A 20457-nucleotide genomic window follows, 5' to 3' on the forward strand; every position below is an offset into this window, starting at 1 on the left:
AGGTCGTAAATTATGAATTAGCTGAGTTGTTCCAGGTCCATCACTATGTTGCGCTAACAGGTAGGTTTCAATTTTTGTTGGTGCTAAATATTGCTGATTAAGCAGATTAGTCTTTTCCGGGACAAGAATCAGCCAATTACCGCTGTTTGGTTGGGCATACTTACGTAAATCTGCCGAATAATCTGTAATAACAATACTGGGAGATGTGCCTAAAGTTGCTAAATTTTCCGGCTTTAATCTTCTGACACGGGGTTTTACTCGTTCATCCCAAAATAAAGGTTGATGACGCGCAAAGTTTTGTACTGAAGCGGGAAGATGGGTTAAAATTTCTAAATAAGCATCGCAACCAGTCCCTACTTCACCATCTACCCAAATGTCTAAATCCCTACCTGTAAAGTGATGATGGGAACGTAACAGCATGAGTAATTCTTGACCTAAACCTAATACTGGAGTTGGTAAAATTACTGAGGAATTCTCCCCTAGTCCGCTGGAACTGATAGCGCGATGAATCCTTTCTGCTACTTGATTTTCTTGGTGACGACGATGGGGATGACGAGATGTGCCATAACTACCTTCAATTAACAGCACGTCTAAATTTAAACCTCGTAATTCATCGAGTCGCAATCCTTCGACTAATCGGGAATTAGAAAGGAAAAAATCACCAGTATAAAGTAATTTATAATCTCTGTTGGGGGTGTGGTAGGTTAAGAGAATAGCCACAGCACCGGGTAAATGTCCTGCGGGGAATAATTCTACTATTAAACCTGATTTAATTTCTATAGGCGATCGCAATGGTAAGGCTTGACAAAATGAGGGAATGTTCCCTAGTTCTGCTTCTTTCCAATTTAGCGGTAATAACTTCGTTGTCACCTCACTAGCATATATAGGTAACGCTGGGAAAGCTTGATGTAGCGCAAATAAACCTCTACCATGATCTGGATGAGCATGACTAACTATCACTAAATCCGCCGGTGTAGATGGACTAGCACATTGTGGTGATTTAGTCAAGTCCTTAGTTACAGGTAAAATATTTGCCAGGCCAAAATCCAGCAGAACTCGGTGGGGACCCATTCTGACTAGTAGACACACCCCTTCATTTTGATGCTGAACGCTGTAGGGTAAACATTCTAACTCATTGGCGGTTTCTTCAGCATCAATTGATATATTATTGATCATGATCCTCCCCTCAATCAAACTAATAGCTGAGAAAATTGGTTGTTAGCAATATTCCTCAGTAGAGTTGTGAAAGTTGGAAACGTAAATTATTACTCCTGTTAATGTGCAGAACCATTACCGTGATAGTTTTTGGAATCATAAAAGCCATTTTTCGTACCAAAGAATAAGCACGAAACAGTAAATATAACAGTTAAAACCACTAAAATCAGCTTGACATCCATAGATTTTTGACCGTTGACTCAAGACCTTTATATCTTAATAGAGTGTTTTTGCTTTTGGGTAAAATCAGCAGAAAATCTTTACCATGCTGAGTTTATTCTGAAGATACCTAAATACACAGGGTGCTATATTGTGATTGTGGTCATTTTTATGAGGGTTCAGCACTGCTAAACCCCTACCATAACCGAAAAATTGTCATCAGAAATACTTTACTGCTTTACCTGATCTAACCAAACCAGCAAATCATGGAGACTGGTAAAATCCAATAATGCCTCGCTCAGACTTACTAGTACAGGTAATGGTAAAACAGAAATGGAATCATGTACCATCTCTGGTAATTCTCCAAACCGTTTAGTCAACAGTCGAATTACTAAATTTAAAGTTGCTTGTTGTAGTCCTTCTTGTAGTCCTTCTTGTCTTCCTTCTTGTCTTCCTTCTTGTCTTCCTTCTTGTCTTCCTTCTTGTCTTCCTTCTTGTCTTCCTTCTTGTCTTCCTTCTTGTCTTCCTTCTTGTCTTCCTTCTTGTCTTCCTTCTTGTCTTCCTTCTTGTCTTCCTTCTTGTAGTCCTTCTTGTCTTCCTTCTTGTTTAATTTCCTGGTAAGCGCGACTTTTTTCTAATGAAATTCCTAGCATTGCTTGAACCTCCCTTAAACTGAGTTTTTCAAATCTATACATCATTATTGTCGTCACCATTTCTATTATGACTTGACTTGATGATGATGACAGTTCTTGACTGCTTTTAGTCAATAAATACCTAGCTGCTTCTGGTGCTTGACTTTCCCCTAAAGTCGTGAGTACCATTAATCCCACCCATACAGGTAATTGTCGAATATCTCCCAGTTCATCTAAATATATTCTATGAACTTGTTCGCTATTTAGCAATCCCCGGTGAGGATATATTTTACTTTGTTCTCTATTACGAGATGGATAAATTATAACTGCTTGCCAATCACTAAATCTACTGCTGTTACGATAGAAATATAAATGAGATTCCGCAAATACTCTTTCATAAAGTTGTTCATCTTTTTGAAACTGCACCTCACAAAAATACACAGTCCCCGGAATATCATTTTCTGGTGGTAAAAATACCCCGTCAATTTCAAATTTAGGTTCTTTGACTGCTACGGAATCAAATCTATAAACATCTGCATTTTTTGGGGGATTTGCTAATAACTGAAACAACACAGACGGATATTGTTGGAATAGTTTATAAAAAATGGAATCTCTACGCATTTAGCACCCCGTATTTTGTACCTAAAAAAGCAGTTGAGAAAGTGAGAAATTATTCACACCTTTATAAGATATTTATAAGACAATATCTTCTCCACGTTCGGTAAAGCGGACATCTTTAATTTTCCACTCAGAATTGCTCATTAGGGTTTTGCGAACACTACCAAACAATGCAAACTGTTCACAGCTAGAAAGAGACGATAATTGTCTTTTTGATTCTGGTGATACTCGAATATCAACAGTAGCAACACGATTTTTCACATTTATACGATAACCAGATACACTAAAATCTGCTGTATTTTGTTCTTTGAGTATTTTACCTATAGCCTCATTCATGGGTTCTGCTGCGGAAACCTCAGCTTTTTTAGCAATTAGCTCTTGACATTGATCATCACTTGTGTATAAGGTGACGTTGGTAGTTTTCCCGGAGATAGCTTTACTATGGGAATTGGTGGAAAATGGCTCAATTGCGGGAATGGGAGACTTTTGTGGCTCTTTTTCAGGAATGGGGTTAATGTTGTTATTGGGTGTAGTTTCTGGAGTTGGGTTATTAGCGGTATTATTAGCATCACAACTGGTAATAACAGTGCAGAACACTACTAGAAATAATGATAAAATAGCTTGTTTGTAATTATACATATAGTAATTCAGTTGGATTTTTACAATTATCAGGGGAAGGAAAGAAAAAACCCTAATATCAATGATAACTACTTTTGTTCCCAAATATAAAGTTAAGGTAGGGTTAAGTTTAGGGTTGAAGAAAATAAATTTTATTTTTTAGTATACTTTCGTAACAAAAAAGCGAATTTTTGTTTAAATTAATGATAATTATCTTTCAAGTCATCCCAAACCATCTGATATATTACTTTTAATTGAAATTTCTAATTCTACTTTGAAATATGATCGAGAAATAAAATTACCTCTTTATGCAGAAGCAGGTATTTCTGATTATTGGATATTTAATTTAATCAAATATTGTTTAGAGTGTTACAGTGAACCTTATCAAGATTCCCAAGGTAATTTTGATTATCGTCGTAAATTAATTTTATTACCTAATGAGTCTGTTAAATTGCCATCTTTTCCTCATTTAGTTTTAGATTTATCCAAAGTATTTCCTGGGTAAAAATAGGGGATTAAATATTAATTTGCAAATTTTATATAAATATGCTAAATTCATGTTTAAATGTTAAGCTGCTTGAGTTGTGCCAATTTACTTTACATGAGTAGTAGTTTATACTAATCATACAAGAGAGAAAAATCATGTTAGATAAGCTGATCAAATATTTTGTCTACGCGACAAAAGGATATATTATAAAAACACAGCTAATTAAGTTTTTGTATTTGGCTGATTTGTACTCTGTCAAATGGACAGGAAAACAACTGACTGAATTAGATTGGTGTTATTATAGGTTTGGACCTTGGAATGAAGACATAGATACTGCTTTAAAACAAATGAACGGTAAAGAGATTATTCAAGAATCTCAGGGAGATAAAGTATTGATTAAACTTGGTGCTGACGCGACTAATGTGGAAGATTTGCAACTACCTTTAAGTCTCAGGCTAATTCTTGATAATATCAGGAGAGAATGGGCAGGTCCAGGGCAAGAAAAACTTCAAGCGTTGTTAAAATATGTGTATAGCACTGCCCCCATGTTAGAGGTGATAGATACCCATAAACCAGAAGAAAAAGTTAAGCTTAATTTACTGGCAGAACAGGAAAAATTAATCAGGGAATTGAAGCGTGGCGTTAGCCATTTCTGACAATTAACAAATAGCTGCATTCACAAACTGAATTACATCTCGTAAACCAGTTTGAGTTTTCAGGTTTGTAAAAACAAAAGGCTTATCACCGCGCATTTTTTTTGCATCTCGTTCCATAACATTCAAATCAGCACCCACATAGGGAGCAAGATCAGTTTTATTAATCACTAATAAATCAGATTTAGTGATACCTGGACCACCCTTACGGGGGATTTTATCACCAGCAGCGACATCAATGACATAAATGGTTAAATCTACTAATTCAGGACTAAAAGTAGCAGCTAAATTATCCCCACCACTCTCTAAAAAGACTAAATCTAAATTGGTAAATTTCTCTTCTAATTGTTCAATTGCGGCTAAATTCATGGAAGCATCTTCACGGATAGCAGTATGGGGACAACCTCCCGTTTCTACTCCTAAAATGCGATCGCGTTCTAAGGCTTGAGAACGAACTAAAAATTGAGCATCTTCTTGAGTATAGATATCATTTGTCACTACTGCTAACTGATATTTTTCCCGTAAATTCTTACATAAAGCATCTACTAAAGCTGTTTTTCCTGAACCCACTGGACCTGCAACCCCTATTCTCAAAGCAGTCATAATTTTTAACTCCTAAATAATCTAGTATACTGGGTTTCGTGCTGCATACTTGCTAAAGATAAACCCCAATTACAACATCCTAAATCATCATCATCCATGAGCAAAATTTCCTCCACAGTAGTGGTTAATAAAGGTTGTAAACCCAGTAATAATTCTTGTCCCGCAGTTTGTCCCAGGGGAATAAGTTTGATCCCAGCCGTAATTAAATTATTAGCCCAACTGTGTAAATAAGCTAATAAACAGGCTTGAATATTTATATCCCAATAAGCGCAAGCTATCGCAAAAGCGATCGCATAATTACTAGGATAACCCACAGCATTAACTAAAGGTAAAATTTCCGGTTCTAGCTTACCTAATAATTGCATCAGAGAACGTCCCATTTGCCAATTAGCAGCCCGTAATTCCTCCGTATCTCTGGCGGCCGATAACCATAAATTCCAGCGTTTTAAAGCCTTTAGATCATCGGTTTTTGCAGCATTAAAAGCCCTAATAATTACCCCAGCATCTAGACGAATTGAACCATAAATCAACTCAGATTTGAGCCAATCTTTGAGATTTTCTATATTAGTAATAGTTCCGTTTTCTACTAACATTTCCAAACCTTCCGAATAACCATAAGCACCTACAGGTAAAGCAGGACTAGCTAATTGTAAAATCCCCAAAAAATTGTTATGAGTGAGAGTGATTTCCATAAGCCCCTAATTCTGGTTGAAAAGGTACAAATTCCTCTTGAATTTCTAAACCCAATTGTGTTAACATAGCCTGTAAAACTGGATCTGGAGATAAGCGTAAATAAGTGGGAGTAATTTCCACCGGTACATGACGATTTCCTAAATGATACGCAGCCCTTAATAATAAAGGAATTTCCGCGTAAGCAGTTAAAACAGGTTCAGGTTTAGCAATAATTTTCATATAAATACTGTGGTTTTCATCAATAAGTATATCACCATCATTTAATATTGTCCCTCTAGGTAAACGCAAAAAAATCTCCTGATCATCTGCTAATATAAATTTATAACGGCTGCGAGTTCGTTGTTCCGCAGTCAATGAAAGAGTAATATTAACTGTAGTGGGAATATTAAGTGGTTGACGTTGGGTAAAAGTCAGCATAATTTAATAAAATCAACTTGATATTGAACTTTAGCCATTATAAATTATTTTGAATTTTTTATAAACAAAATAAACAAAAATATACCTAATTTCTCAGAGAAATCAGGTATATAATGGGCTAGGGTTAACTATAATTTTTGACAGGGAAATTTCTGCTAATTAAGCGGAGGCTTGATTTATTAATAAAATGCTAAATAATTCCTCATAGTCACGGGAAAAATAGTCATAAAACTTGCGAAATTTATCTGGAGAGATAGCGTTTTGTAAAACAGCAAAAACAGCGCGGACATGAATAATTGAGATAGTAGGTTTCACATTTTCTTTTTCACTGATACGTTCAATAAACTCCTGTAGATTAAAAGCTTCAATAGGGTCTGCTTCACCTCCACGTAAATATTCCCCTAATTCTTCAGGTATTTGTGTTGCTAATTCCTCTCTTTCAGCACTAGGAACAATTTGTTTAATAATTTCCAAAGTAGCACGGGTAGCAACCTCTGCTTCCTCAAGAGATTCTGATTGTGCTAGAGTTTGGACATGGATTATAAACTCGTTATATTTCATTTTTGATCTCCAGTAATCAATATTTTATTTTGAGTAATATTCCCAACTTTTTTATTTAATCCTGTGAACAAATTCTGATAAATTATGGTTTTTTGGTAGAATTCATAGATATGAATACTATGCTGAATCTCTACTCAAAAACTTGTTTCAATTTATCTACGTTTATCTGCGGTCAATTATTCTTGAAATCTTATTCTCAGTCGCTTCATCTTAATTTGGTATATTGGTATGACTCATAATCTGAATAGTAAACTTACTTTAGTTTAAATCTTAATTATTGACTTAACTTCATCCTAAAGAAATAGATAGAGGTATATCTATAGTGATATTTCTAAATTTCATTAAAGTTAATTAAAGAAATTGGGGATCTTTTTATGGTGAGGGATAATTCATGAATTATCCCTACTTTCTGTGATTGAATTATTGTTTAATTGCTTGATATCGTCCCAAAGCCATTAAAGGAAAATACTGTTGATAGAAGTGATACTTCAAATAAAAATGACAAGGAAAACCAGTTCCAGTGAAGTATTTTTCTTCCCAAGTACCATCTAATTTTTGTGTTTTTAACAGGTAATTAATCCCTTTTTCAATACTATCAATAGCGAACTTACCAGTTGCTTCACCGGCGGAAATCAAGCCAATTAAAGCCCATGCTGTTTGGGAAGCAGTGCTTTCTCCTTGTCCTTTCAAACTAGGATCATTGTAACTAAAACAAGTTTCTCCCCAACCACCATCATTATTTTGAACTTTGACTAACCAAGCTGTACCTTTAGCGATATTTTCACGATATTTGAGAGGATTTATTAAAGCTAAAGCCGATAAAACGCCGCTAGTTCCATAAATGTAATTTACACCCCAACGACCAAACCAACAACCTTCTATTTCTTGTTCTGCTAAAAGATAATTTAAAGACTTTTCTAAATTATTTGCTGGAATTGATAAATTACAAGCCCCCAACATTTCTAATACTCTAGCAGTGACATCAGCCGTATTTGGATCAATCATAGCTTTCAAATCGCCATAGGGGATAGAATTAAGCCATTCTTGATCATTATCAATATCAAAAGCCGCCCAACCCCCTGGTTTACATTGCATAGTTGTAATCCAATTTAAAGCCCGATTAATAGCTTGTTTTTTCAATTCTTCATTTGGTAATTTAGCTTGATTTAAAGCCATAACAACTACAGCGGAATCATCCACATCTGGATAAAAACGATTGTCAAATTCAAAAGCCCAAGCGCCGGGTTTCCCGTGCTTATTTTTGACATTCCAATCACCATAATCGAGAATTTGTTTCTCTATTAACCATTCTCCTGCTTTAACAATAGCCGGATGATTTGCGGGAAAACCTGAATCGCCTAAAGCGCGAATCACCCAAGCCGTATCCCATACAGGAGAAATACAAGGTTGTACACAGTAACTATTTTCTGTTTCCATAGCAAAATTATCAACTGCTTTTAAACCTCGCTGGATAATTGGGTCATTAACATCATAATCCAAACATTTTAAAGCCAACAGAGAATTTAACATAGCGGGAATAATTCCCCCCCAATCTCCGGTAACTTCCTGACGTTCTAAAATCCATTTTTCTGCGGCTTGAATACCTTCATTTCTCAAAGGAACAAAATTGAGACTTTCTGCTAATTTAAAACCATCATCGAGGATATTAAAAATATCCGACCAATCACCATTTTTTGGTAATTCCCATCGGACATTATTCACACCTTCAGCATATAATTCATCTAAATTAATGGGTTGATCTATTTTAAAAATGGGTTTACGATCAAAGACAATTAATAATGGTACAGTGCTAGAACGCGCCCAACTAGAAAGTTCATAAATATTGAAAGGAAAATTTTCCGGTAACAACATTACCCAAGGTGGTAAAGAAGGAAGCCCGCGCCAATTATAACAGCCAATTAAAGCTAGATGTAACTTAGTAAAAATGCGAGTTTTGCTAATACCACCTTTAGCCAAAATTAGGGATTTCGCTTTTATTAGTGCAGTGTCTGTAGCGGATACACCTAACAACCTCAAAGCCATATAAGCCTCTACAGTTGTGTTTAAATCCCCACCATCTCCATAAAACAATTCCCAACCTCCATGTTCTCGCTGTTGAGAACGGAGATAACTTTCAACCTTATCTAAAGGTCTATTTTTATCCGTTCCCCAAATCTTATGCAGCAAAACAGCCTCAGAAGTAATGGTAACATTAGATTCCAACTCAGCCCACCAATAACCATCGGGATTTTGCATCGAAAGCAGATATTTTTGACTAGCTGTAATCCCATCTACAACTTGCTTGACTTTTACCCTATCTTGTGTTTGCATAAAATACTTCCTCAACAGCCAATAATAATTAATAACATAACCGAAATCAGAGAAAATTCTTCTCCAAAATCAGCAAACATTGTATTCTATCCAAATCAGTAATAATTAAATTTGTGATTGAATCAAGGTATAAAAGTCAAAACCTCTTAATCCCTTACTCTCTGCGACTCTGCGCCTCTGCGTGAAAAAACTCACATCTTCCTTCAGCAACACCGAACTTTTCCTTTAAATTTTGAATTGGAGTAAAGCGAAAATTATGATAACAATTGTATTAACCTTAACCCTTCTATCCTTAATAACTTGGTTATTTTTACTCTTATTTTGGGGACAATTTTGGCGAGTTAATCACCAATTAGAAACAAATAAAAGCGTTATAAAAAAACCATTACCGACAGTGTGTGTAGTAGTACCAGCGCGTAACGAAGCGAATGTTATTCCTATTAGCTTGCGATCGCTCCTCTTGCAAGACTATACTGGTAATTTCACCATCTTCTTAGTAGACGATCAAAGTAGCGATGGTACAGCTAATTTTGCCCAAGGAGTAGCCTATGCTGTTGATAAAACAGATAAATTGCAGATTGTCTCTAGCGAATCATTACCTACAGGTTGGACAGGTAAATTGTGGGCAATGGCACAAGGAGTAGAAAAAGCAAGTGAACTAACACCAGACTATTTTTTACTAACAGATGCGGATATAGAACATGATATTAGTAACTTGCGGCGCTTAGTAACCAAAGCCGAGTCCCAGAATTTAGACCTGGTATCTATCATGGTGCGCTTGCGCTGTCAAAGCTTTTGGGAAAAACTATTAATTCCCGCTTTCGTCTTTTTCTTCCAAAAACTCTACCCCTTTTCCTGGGTAAATAACCCCAAAAAAACCACAGCAGCCGCAGCGGGAGGCTGTATTTTAATACACAGAGAAGCCCTAAATAGAATTGGTGGGTTACAAATAATTCGTCAGGCCTTAATTGATGATTGTTCCTTAGCAAAAGCCGTCAAATCAAATCATGGCAAAATCTGGTTAGGACTAAGCACCTCAACAATCAGTTTACGCCCTTATGATTCCCTGAAAACAATTTGGGATATGGTAGCTAGAAGTGCTTATACACAACTTAATTATTCCCCTTTATTACTAGTGGGTAGTTTATTAGGAATGACTTTAGTTTATTTATTACCACCAATAGGAATTATTTTAGGAGTGTTATTAGGAAATTCGACAATTACCATAGTATCTTTTACAGCATATCTACTCATGACTTTTGCTTATTTGCCAATTATTCGCTTTTATAAATGTTCTGCAATTTTTGCTTTTAGTTTACCAATCATTGCTCTTTTATATACTTTAATGACAGTAGATTCAGCATTGCGTCATTGGCAAGGACGTGGGGGTGAATGGAAAGGTAGAGTTTACCCCTTGAACAAAAAGTAGCAGATATTTTTGCCACAAATGTCCATTTTTAGTCTGGGGTTGATAACTAAACAGGACTTACGCAACTGGCACATTGGTAAGGTGCTTTACTACTGCATAAATCCTGCAAATAAACAGATTTACCTAAAGTTTACAAAGACTTCATGAACTTGATAATTAATAGTGCCATAAGTGGGATATATTGTTCTTGGGCAATTCAAGTAAACTTTATTGTTAGTGAAAAATCCAAAGCCGTTCAATCAAATCAGCCGTCAATTTTAGCATCTTTGTTTTTTAGGATGTCCTACGTAAAACCCCAAATCTTAAATAGTCCTGAATTTGATGATCAGAGGTGAAAATTATGGTCATAAGAAAGTGGGTAGAAAATCCTAGAATCAAAACCTAAAAAGTATCTATACCAAATCTGGATACTCAACTACAGTCCAGAAAAGTTTCCATAAGACGGGGTATTAACTACTATTTCTCTACTGCCATTAAAAGTAACTCAAGCTACTTAACTCCAGCTTAGGCTCTCTTGTCATGTTTATGTAACCCATTTATGTGAAATAGGACCTATGCAACTGGTATAATACCTGACATTACAGTCAGGATTTTAGTCCTCTCTTCAAGACGCTATGGGAACACTGATGCGTAAGTTACAGAAAACTTCGGTAATATTGGCATTAAAGCATTAATACTTACTCTAGCTATCGAAGCCTAGAGACTTATGTTAATGCAGATTTATAGCATAAATTTGTGTAACTAGAGTGGATCACCCGATTGACGACCTATTACACCAGCTTTGCTATCACTGATAGGACTGAAACACGAGTCACTTTAGCCGTCTGTAACCCATAGCACTGAGGACAGGAAAAAAGGTTTAGGAAAGTTTTTGCGTAAGTCCTAACCGAAATTTATCAAAAATTGAGAAAATCAACAATACCAATATGAGCGCACAATTTTTTGACCTCTCTACACTCGACGGCAAGAACGGCTTTATTATCCCAGGTGAAAAAGACGATAACTTAGGTTACTCAGTCAGCGATGCTGGTGATATTAACGGTGATGGTATTGGGGATCTAATTATTGGCTCACCTTTGAGTGATCCTGATGGTAAAAGTAATGCAGGGGTAACTTATGTACTTTTTGGTAGCACAGAGGGATTTGATCTAACCTTAAATCCTTCTACTCTCAATGGTACTAAAGGCTTTGTGATTAAAGGGGCTCAAGCCGATGATCAATCAGGCCGTTCCGTTAGTAACATTGGGGATATTAATGGTGATGGTGTTGATGACCTAGCCATTGGCGCACCTGGTATCAATGGGGATAATTCCGGGGCTGCTTATATTATCTTTGGTAGCAAACAATCCAATTATTTTAGTAATCCCATCGAACTTTCCGACCTTGGTAGCAAAGGACTGACTATCAAAGGCAGTAATTCGGGTCATAATGCAGGTTGGGCTGTTAGTAGTGCCGGCGATTTTAATGGTGATGGTATCAATGACCTATTAATTGGTGCAACCAATCCTAGTGATAATGGAAACGGCATTGACGGTGAAAGCTATGTCATCTTTGGCAAACGTGATTTCGGTTCAACCATAGACCTGTCTAATATTGGGCTAAATGACGGCTTGAAAATCATTAGTGATGACCTCAATAATCTGGGCTATTCTGTCAGTGATGCTGGAGACATCAATCAGGATGGAATAGATGATCTCATTATTGGTGCGCCTTATGCAGATCCAGATCCTAATGGTAATAATTCTGGCAGCAGTTATGTCATTTATGGACGGAGGATTGACACGGAAAATCCGATTACTGACAATACCATCAATGTCTCCCACCTTGATAGTAATAATGATTTTACTGGCTTTACCATCAATGGGCAAGATAAAGATCAATCAGGCTTCTTTGTTAGTAAAGCCGGGGATATTAACGGAGATGGGATTGCAGACTTAATTATCGGTGCAAGAGATGGAAATCCCAACAATAAAGAATTTGCGGGCAGAGCTTATGTAGTCTTTTGTAAACAAGACAACATGGGTGACTTTAACCTTTCCGATCTTAATGGCAGTAATGGCTTTACTATCAACGGTATTGCAGCCTTTGACAACGCTGGCTGGTCTGTCAGTGATTTAGGGGATATTAACGATGATGGAATTGATGACATCATTATTGGCGCAAATAATGCTAATAGTAGTTATGGACAAAGCTATGTCATCTATGGTAGCAAGGACGGCTTTAGTTCTACCTTTGAACTCTCCAATCTCGACGGTACAAATGGCTTTATCATTAATGGTATTGCTGGAAATGGTAACTTAGGCCTTTCAGTTAGTGGTGCGGGAGATGTCAATGGTGACGGTGTTAAGGATTTGATTATTAGCGCTCCCTTTGCTAATTCCGGTGCTGGAGCAGCATATCTGGTGTTTGGAACTCCTGTGAACAAAGCACCTACAGCTTTAAGTCTCAGTAATGACAGTGTCAATGAAAATGTTCCAGACAATACAGTTGTTGGTTCACTTAGCACAATTGATTCCAATAAAAATGATACTTTCACATATAGCCTAGTTACTGGTGAAGGTGATAGTGATAATAGTGTTTTTAGCATTGATGGAGATCAACTCAGAATTAATTCATCTCCAGACTACGAAGCCAAAGATAATTACAATATCCGAGTTCGCACTACGGATAAGGGTGGACTGAGCTATGAGCAAAAATTGACTATTAAAGTTAATGACATAAACGAAGCACCTACAGGTTTAAGTCTGAGTAATGACAGTGTGAATGAAAATGTCCCAGACAATACAGTTGTTGGTTCATTGATAACCACAGATCCAGATACGGAGGATAGTTTTACATATAGCCTAGTTAATGGTGAAGGTGATGATGATAATTCTAGTTTCACTATTGACGGAGATCAACTCAGAATTAATTCATCTCCAGACTTTGAAACTAAGTCCAATTACAAGATTCGCGTCAAGACACAAGACGCGACTGGACTGACTTATGAAAAAGCTTTGACCGTGAACATTAATGATATCAACGAAACAGATTCAAACAGTTTCCTGACACGAATTAGTGATGATGTCTTTAACATCAAAGGCAATAATGGTAAAGTGACACTAGAAGTCACATTGACAGGAAGTAATTCTGATGGTGTCAATGAAATAGGAGTATTTACCGTTGATGATGCTAGTGGTAAAATAGATGGTATTGCGACCGGGGAACAGGGTTATACAGAAAAAGCCTTGGCCAGAGGTCAGGTAATTTTCTCTACCCTGACTAATTCTCCCGCTGGGTTTGATGCTAATAGTCTGAAAAGATTGTTATCATTTAACCCTAATAAGAACTTGAGATTTTATTTAGTAAAAGATGGTTCAAAGGATTCTGTACTAAATAAAACCACTCCCATTGAAAATGTCCTCTTTTCTAACTCTTCCAACCTCAAAATTACAGACTTAGGATCTAATAGTTTTTCTTTGGAGTGGGAAGATGGTTCTGGTGATCCGAATGGGTTTGAGGATTTGCGGGTGAACATTCGAGCAACTGATCAAGCGATCGCTCTAGGTACAAATCTGCAAAGCCAACCACAAGGGGAATCATTAGATTTGCGGAATATCACAGGTGATGTAAAAGCCGATTTTACGGTTTACCGAGAAGCAAATTACAACAACTTCGTTGGTTTCTATCAAGTCACGGGTGAGAATGGCGGTATTGACACTAATGGTGATGGTCAGGCTGATATCCTACCAGGAGAAGCTGGTTATATTCAAGCAGCCATTAATAAGCGGATTTCCGATATTAATTTATCGGTGAACGACCGTGGTACAGCCACTTCTAGCGCCACTCTTCAAGGTGGTTCTATCTTTGTGCCATTTTTAATTGTTAATGGTACACCTGATGCTTTTCTTGATGGTAATTCTAATAATGATCCAGATATTTACTTCACTTTCTTGGGTGCTAACTCAGATGGTGTTGATCACGTGCGGATGTTAGGTGATAATACCTTTGGTTTTGAAGATATGCGTGGTGGCGGTGACAAGGACTTTAATGATATACTTGTTAAAGTGAATTTGACACCCGTAGTTTAGCAGAAATTTATCAGCCCCAGAAATTGTTTAATTTAATTCGGCTGAGATATTCAGATCCCCGACTTTTTAGAGAAGTCAGGGGTCTGGCGTAAATAATAATTGAGTCACTGCTGTTAAAACCTTGAGTCCTTGCAATGAACCAGTAATTAATCGCCTAGCTGACTGTGGTTGACGGATAAATTCCCAAGCTAGGGGGAAAGGTCGCAAAGAACCGTTGTCACTAATCGCGGATGTGATATTTGGGATATCATGGTTAGAATCATCGCTGACTACTCGCAATATGGCCACTTGTTTGTCTGGGAATTGGCGGAAAAATTCTAGGAAGGGATATGCTTCCATATCCACAACATCAGCACCGTATTGTTGATGTAAGTGGTGTTTTTCTGCGGCTGTACATACAATGCGATCGCTTGTTAATCCTCTGACTAAAGATACATGATCACCCAGTCGGGTATATATATCTGTGGTGAAATAATTATTACATTCTTCTAGATTTCCTTGATAAAGGCAGTTTTGATATAAAACAATATCTCCAACCTGGTATTTTCCGGTCAAGCTACCACATAAACCCATCATCAAGATAGAATTTTCACGGATGTGGGTTAATTTTTGGGTTAATTTTTGTAAATACTGCTGCACTGGTGCGATTCCCATGGGGGTGGTTAATACCTGGGGTGGAGGACTGGGGATACAACTTAATCCACGACAGACGGCTTGATATTCTGCCCCCTGGGGGACTAAAATCAGAGTTGGCATTTTGTGGGGTAATGGGTAAAAACTATTCCCGATTGCGAATGACTAATGAATAATGATTAAGATAGTAATTTTATCAGATGGTACAGACCAAAACAACCCAAACATCCGCCCGTGAAAGCTTTAATATTTCCAAATTAGCAATTAAGTTTTCTTGGTTGACGGTGTGTTTTTGGATAGGTATAACAGTAGCCGGGGTTCTGGCATTCAGTTCTCTCAAATATGCTTTATTTCCAGACATCACCTTTCCAGTGGTGGTAGTGACAGCCCAAGCACCCCTAACTAACACCCTAGACACTGAAGAAAAACTAACCAAACCTATAGAGGAAAGCCTAAAATCATTAGTAGGACTTGAGGATATACGTTCATCAACTTATCCAGGTCAAACTGCTGTAGTTTCCTCCTTTATTGTCGGTACAAACTTAGAAACAGCTACCAGCAAAATTTCCCAAATAGTCAATCAGTTAAATCTACCCAAAAATACAAATAAAAAAATCATTCCTTTGAATCTGAACGAATCAGCGGCCGTTAGCTATGCAGTTGAAAGTTCTGTCCGGGATATTGATAATTTACGACAACTGGCAAAAGATAAAATTGTTCCCAGCATAGCTAAATTACCTGGAGTGCTGAAAGTATCACTGTTAGGGGGTGGAACATTAAAACCCCACCAGACCACCGGAACATTAGTCAGGTTTAATGGTCAAGACGCTTTGGCCTTCCAGGTGATTAAAAAAGGGGATGCTAATACCCTAGAAGTAGTCAGTGGAGTAGAAAAGGAAGTACAACAATTAAGGTCTAACTTAAAAGATGTCACCTTGACTTTAGCTGCTACCCAAGGGGAATATATTCGTAATGCCACCCATTCCACCATAGATGCCCTGATAGAAGCTATCATCCTCTCGGTAGTTGTCATTTTTCCCTTTTTATGGAATTGGCAAGCTACCCTAATTTCTGCATTAGCCATTCCCATATCCTTATTAGGGACATTTATCGTCATGGCGATATATGGCTTTAACTTAGAAACCATTACCCTGTTAGCATTAGCCTTGGTAATTGGTTCAATAGTGGATGATGCCATAGTTGATGTCGAAAACATCATGCGGCATATTGAAAACGGAAAAACCCCGCGGGAAGCCGCTCTGATAGCTACTAATGAAATCGGTTTAACTGTCACCGCAGCCACTTTAACAGCGGTAGCAGTATTTTTGCCTATCGGTTTGATGGGTGGAGTTATTGGTCAGTTTTTTAAACCCTTTGGGATTACTGTTTCTGCGGCTATGCTGACATCTTTATTAGTAGCCCGGACTTTATCACCAGTCTTAGCTATTTACTGGCTCAAACCTAAATCATCTAGTTCTCCCCAGAAGCAGAGTAGGATTTGGCTGGGATTTGAGCAAGCTTACCGCCATTTGTTAACCTGGTCTTTACAGCACCGTTTGATAGTTGTGGGGTTAGCTGTAGTTAGTTTAATTGCTGGCATTGCCCTAATTCCCCTAATTCCCAAAGGCTTTATTCCCAAACTTGACCGGGGAGAATTTAATATTGTCTATACTTCCCTAGTACCTAGTCTTCCTGCGGCTCTTGGACAAGAGGTGCCAGGAGGAGGAGAACAACCAGGAGGACAGGAAATACAAAGGGGACAAAAAGATAAATTAGGAAATTCGTCTTTGTCTGTTGCTGCGGATTTATCTGCTGACTCATCTCCTATTTCCATTTCTAATCTTTTAAATGATTCTTTGGATGTTGCTAAGAAACTGGAAAAAGTGGTGAGAAAGTCCCCCGCAGTGGCCACGGTTTTTACTACTGTGGGTTCTCGTGAAGGTGAACCAAACAAAGGGACGCTGTACGTTAAGCTAAAGGCAGAACGAAAAGTGAAAACGGCTCAAGTCCAAGACCAACTCCGCGCTGCTTTGCCAAAATTGGCCGGTGTCACCACAAGTATAGAAGATATTCAATTTGTAGACACCGGTGGACAAAAACCTTTGCAAGTAGCTTTACAGGGTAAGGATCTCAAGGCTTTGACTACAGCAGCTAAAGCAGTGAAAGCACGAATTGAGAAAATATCTGGTTTTGCTGATGTAACTATTACAGGTGAATCTCATCAACAAGATACAATTTTGCAAATTGAAAGGTTGAATCATCAGCGAGTGGTTTATATTGGCGCTAACCTGGGACAAAATCTAACTTTAGGTAATGCAACGGATATTGTGGTATCTGAGGCTCAGGCTGTCATACCTGCGGGTGTTTCTTTAAATTTAGGCGGGGATTCTGCCCGTCAAAATCAGGTTTTTGGCAGTTTTGGCACAACTTTAGGATTATCGGCGCTTTGTATTATTGTGGTGTTGATTTGGCTGTTTAAAAGTTGGGTAGACCCGATAGTTATTGGTCTTTCTTTACCTTTAGCAATTGTGGGAGCGTTGTTGGCGCTACTATTTACCAAAAGTGATTTTGGCATGATATCTCTGATTGGTTTTGTGTTTTTGCTGGGAATCACTAACAAAAATGCGATTTTAATTGTAGATTACATTAACCAATTACGAGATTCTGGAATAGAAAAAACTGAGGCAATTCTCAAAGCAGGTCCTGTACGTTTGCGCCCCATTATGATGACTACAGCAGCGACTATTTTGGGGATGGTTCCCATTGCTTTGGGTTTAGGTGCAGGTTCAGAATTGCGTTCTCCCATGGCTGTTTCTATAGCCGGTGGTTTGGTCAGTTCTACTATTCTGAGTTTATTTGTTGTGCCTGTATTCTACGCCATTTTAGATGATTGGTTTCCCAGAAGGAAGGTAAATTAATAAGTTAATAAAGTAGAATTAGATCCCTGACTTCTCTCAGAAGTTGGGGATTTTGTTGTTGATAATTTTTTCTTGAATATTGACTTATGGCCATTCCCATTCAAGTAAGGTATTAGCAGTAATAATTGAACGCAGATAAACGCAGATAAACGCAGATAATTTTGTAGTTGATTAGACATCTCCAAAAAAGAATGTAGGGACAATTCATGAATTGTCTCTACAAGGGTTTAAGGCTACGCATATTTAATTTCTGGAGATGTCTATTAAACTGGGAAACGCTATAAATCTGTTCAAAATTTTAAAATAAAAAATTCTTTATGATTTATAGTCATGTAGGTTGGGTCGAGGAACTAAACCCAACCTAAATTTATGTATCAGCAATTAATATAAATAATTCCGATCCAAGGTTTGAAGGAGTTTGCTGTTTCTCAAGGTCTTGTAAATGGATTTTTTCTATGTAAATTGCTTCAGCATAATATTTATCTTTTTCTGGTTCAGTTTGCGGATTTATTTTTTCCCATTGTTCTATAAAATAACGACAACGTTTTTCTCTGAATACTCTTTCCATACAAGCTAGTGCTACTTGGATAATGTAGGAAATCCGCAATATGTCTTCTTTTTTATTTTTCTCATTGAGATGAAATAAATGGGAAATTATGTCTAATTCTTCCCCTAATTCTAAATATCTATTTTGCACATGGGAAATTAAATCAAGTTCATCTAATGAAAATTCTAACATTTGTTGCCATAAAAAACGATGATGAGAAAGACTAAATTCTAAATTGCGTGTTTCTAATTCGTCAATAATTATTTGACGCTGTTCAGAAAAATGAATATAAATAATTAATAATGAGGCCTCAGCCCGTTCTAGTAAAGTGCGTTCTGTATTAACTAAAGATAATTTTAGCTTTTGAGGTTGCGGTTTATTTATACGCGGACTTAGAGATTTTAGACTATTAGGCCTAATCTGAGTTAGGAGATTTTCAACTCTTAAAGGTTTAAGTCTACTATCTCCTAAACTGAGAATTTCTGCACAGTAAGAGACATAATAATTTAGTGTATCACTATTAACGATATTTTGCAATAATTTAATAATTTGTTGGGTAACTTGTTGAAAGTCGGTAGCTTGTTTTAAATCTCGATTTTTAATGATATTTTGAATTTGCCAATCTAGCCAAAGTGGTGCATCTTTTAATAATTGCTGATAATCCGATGATGTATGATCATGTAAATATTCATCAGCATCTTTACTATGAGGTAAATTGAGAATTTTTAATTGTACTTCTCCTGTATAAACTAAATTAGAAACTTCACCAATTGCTTTTTCCGTAGCATTTATTCCAGCTTTATCTGCATCAAAATTGAGGATTAATTGCTTAGATTCTGTATAACGTAATAATAGCCGTACTTGTTCTATACTTAATGCTGTACCCAAGGAAGCAACAGCGTTATTAATTCCGGCTGCATGGAGAGAAATCACATCAAAATATCCCTCTACAACTACCGCTTGATCAACTTTAGAAATAGCGTTTTTCGCTGCATCTAAAGCAAATAAAGTTTTCCCTTTACTAAATAATTCCGTTTCAGGAGAATTGAGATATTTTGGTTGTTCTTCGGTTAAAGTTCTGCCTCCAAAAGCAATTACTCTCCCTTGAAGATCACGAATAGGAATCATTAACCTATCACGAAATACATCATAATATCCTCCTCCTTCTTTTCGTGGTTTAATTAATCCTGCTTGTTCTACCAATTGCAGGGGATAATGTTTACTTTCCACCAAATAACGGTACAGAGTTTCCCAACCAGGAGGGGCATAACCTAAACCAAATTGTTGAATAGTTTCCTCTTGAAATTGACGAATTTTTGTTAAATATTCCCGTGCTTTTTGTCCTTGAGATTGTCTTAAAGTGTGTTGATAAAATTGAGCAGCGGAAGCGAGTACAGTATATAATTGGTCACGTAAAGATATTTGACGTTGTAATTCTTGTCTTTGTTCAGGTTCTAAAGTTTTAACCGGGACTTGATAACGTTTTGCTAAATCTAGTACCACTTCTGCAAATTGACGTTTTCCCAAATCCATGACAAATTTAATTGCATTTCCCGCAGCTTGACAGCCAAAACAATAATACATTTGTTTATAAGGACTAACCGTAAAGCTGGGAGTTTTTTCATCATGAAAAGGACACAAACCCACAAAATCTTTACCCCGTTTTCGCAACACTACATACTCTGATATAACATCAACAATATCAGCGCGGAGTTTAACTTCTTCAATAGTATCTGGATGTAAGCGAGGAATTTGCATGAGAAATCAACAATCATAATCTAGATTTATTATACTATAATATATTTTAATTGTGTTAGTGGCTAGTAGGGTGTGTTAGCTACAGCGTAACGCACCAAACCCTTAAACACAGCAT

The 20457-nt window shown here is 37.0% G+C and carries 14 protein-coding genes and 1 pseudogene; 5 read left to right on the forward strand and 10 right to left on the reverse strand.

All coding sequences use genetic code 11. The features are described from left to right. From ACIR310F_RS22745 to ACIR310F_RS0115635, 3 genes are all read right to left on the reverse strand, one after another. Window positions 1-1176, reverse strand: a 1176-nt coding sequence (locus tag ACIR310F_RS22745) for an MBL fold metallo-hydrolase (RefSeq protein WP_231387565.1), incomplete at its 3' end; no start/stop codon positions are given. Between the two features lie 428 nt (window positions 1177-1604). Then, window positions 1605-2627 (reverse strand): Rpn family recombination-promoting nuclease/putative transposase, encoded by a 1023-nt coding sequence (locus ACIR310F_RS0115630; protein ID WP_028084637.1) that lies wholly within the window; start codon window positions 2625-2627, stop codon window positions 1605-1607. Between the two features lie 72 nt (window positions 2628-2699). After that, a complete protein-coding gene (locus tag ACIR310F_RS0115635) occupies window positions 2700-3263 on the reverse strand; it encodes a hypothetical protein (RefSeq protein ID WP_028084638.1) in 564 nt (187 codons plus the stop codon). Window positions 3264-3444: 181 nt separating this feature from the next. Between ACIR310F_RS0115635 and ACIR310F_RS22755 the strand changes: the two are divergent. After that, window positions 3445-3747: pseudogene (locus ACIR310F_RS22755) on the forward strand (Uma2 family endonuclease); the annotation flags it as partial. A 137-nt stretch (window positions 3748-3884) separates the two neighbouring features. Further along, window positions 3885-4385 carry a type II toxin-antitoxin system antitoxin SocA domain-containing protein gene (locus tag ACIR310F_RS0115645; RefSeq protein ID WP_028084639.1) on the forward strand — a complete coding sequence of 167 codons (501 nt, stop codon included), beginning with the start codon at window positions 3885-3887 and terminating at the stop codon, window positions 4383-4385. Between the two features lie 3 nt (window positions 4386-4388). Here the strand turns inward: ACIR310F_RS0115645 and ureG are convergent, their stop codons facing one another. From ureG to shc, 5 genes are all read right to left on the reverse strand, one after another. Beyond that, complete coding sequence (gene ureG / locus ACIR310F_RS0115650) at window positions 4389-4985, reverse strand: urease accessory protein UreG (protein ID WP_028084640.1); 597 nt, start codon at window positions 4983-4985, stop codon at window positions 4389-4391. Window positions 4986-4990: 5 nt separating this feature from the next. Continuing rightward, the gene (locus ACIR310F_RS0115655; RefSeq protein WP_028084641.1) at window positions 4991-5677 is read right to left on the reverse strand and encodes an urease accessory protein UreF; all 687 of its coding nucleotides are present in this window, start codon (window positions 5675-5677) and stop codon (window positions 4991-4993) included. After that, window positions 5655-6095, reverse strand: a complete 441-nt coding sequence (ureE, locus tag ACIR310F_RS0115660; RefSeq protein WP_028084642.1) for an urease accessory protein UreE — start codon at window positions 6093-6095, stop codon at window positions 5655-5657. Before ureE ends, ACIR310F_RS0115655 begins: the two co-directional genes overlap by 23 nt. 159 nt (window positions 6096-6254) lie before the next feature. Beyond that, window positions 6255-6656, reverse strand: a complete 402-nt coding sequence (locus ACIR310F_RS0115665) for a DUF2267 domain-containing protein (RefSeq protein ID WP_028084643.1) — start codon at window positions 6654-6656, stop codon at window positions 6255-6257. Window positions 6657-7076: 420 nt separating this feature from the next. Further along, a complete protein-coding gene (gene shc, locus ACIR310F_RS0115670; protein ID WP_028084644.1) occupies window positions 7077-8987 on the reverse strand; it encodes a squalene--hopene cyclase in 1911 nt (636 codons plus the stop codon). Between the two features lie 256 nt (window positions 8988-9243). Here shc and ACIR310F_RS0115675 point away from each other — a divergent pair, with 256 nt between their 5' ends. Next, entirely contained in the window at window positions 9244-10416 is a 1173-nt protein-coding gene (locus tag ACIR310F_RS0115675) for a glycosyltransferase (protein ID WP_028084645.1), read from the forward strand. Window positions 10417-11342: 926 nt separating this feature from the next. Further along, complete coding sequence (locus ACIR310F_RS23745) at window positions 11343-14486, forward strand: DUF4114 domain-containing protein (RefSeq protein WP_051289685.1); 3144 nt, start codon at window positions 11343-11345, stop codon at window positions 14484-14486. 75 nt (window positions 14487-14561) lie between these two features. Here the strand turns inward: ACIR310F_RS23745 and ACIR310F_RS0115685 are convergent, their stop codons facing one another. After that, window positions 14562-15242 (reverse strand): 5'-methylthioadenosine/S-adenosylhomocysteine nucleosidase family protein, encoded by a 681-nt coding sequence (locus ACIR310F_RS0115685; protein WP_028084646.1) that lies wholly within the window; start codon window positions 15240-15242, stop codon window positions 14562-14564. A 77-nt stretch (window positions 15243-15319) separates the two neighbouring features. On the opposite strand from ACIR310F_RS0115685, the gene ACIR310F_RS0115690 reads away from it, so the two are divergent. Continuing rightward, a complete protein-coding gene (locus ACIR310F_RS0115690; protein WP_028084647.1) occupies window positions 15320-18037 on the forward strand; it encodes an efflux RND transporter permease subunit in 2718 nt (905 codons plus the stop codon). A gap of 367 nt (window positions 18038-18404) precedes the next feature. Here ACIR310F_RS0115690 and dnaG read toward each other — a convergent pair whose 3' ends face one another. Next, entirely contained in the window at window positions 18405-20342 is a 1938-nt protein-coding gene (gene dnaG, locus ACIR310F_RS0115695) for a DNA primase (RefSeq protein ID WP_028084648.1), read from the reverse strand. Window positions 20343-20457 lie beyond the last annotated feature (115 nt).

It is taken from the genome of Dolichospermum circinale AWQC310F (assembly GCF_000426925.1).
GTDB lineage: Bacteria > Cyanobacteriota > Cyanobacteriia > Cyanobacteriales > Nostocaceae > Dolichospermum > Dolichospermum circinale.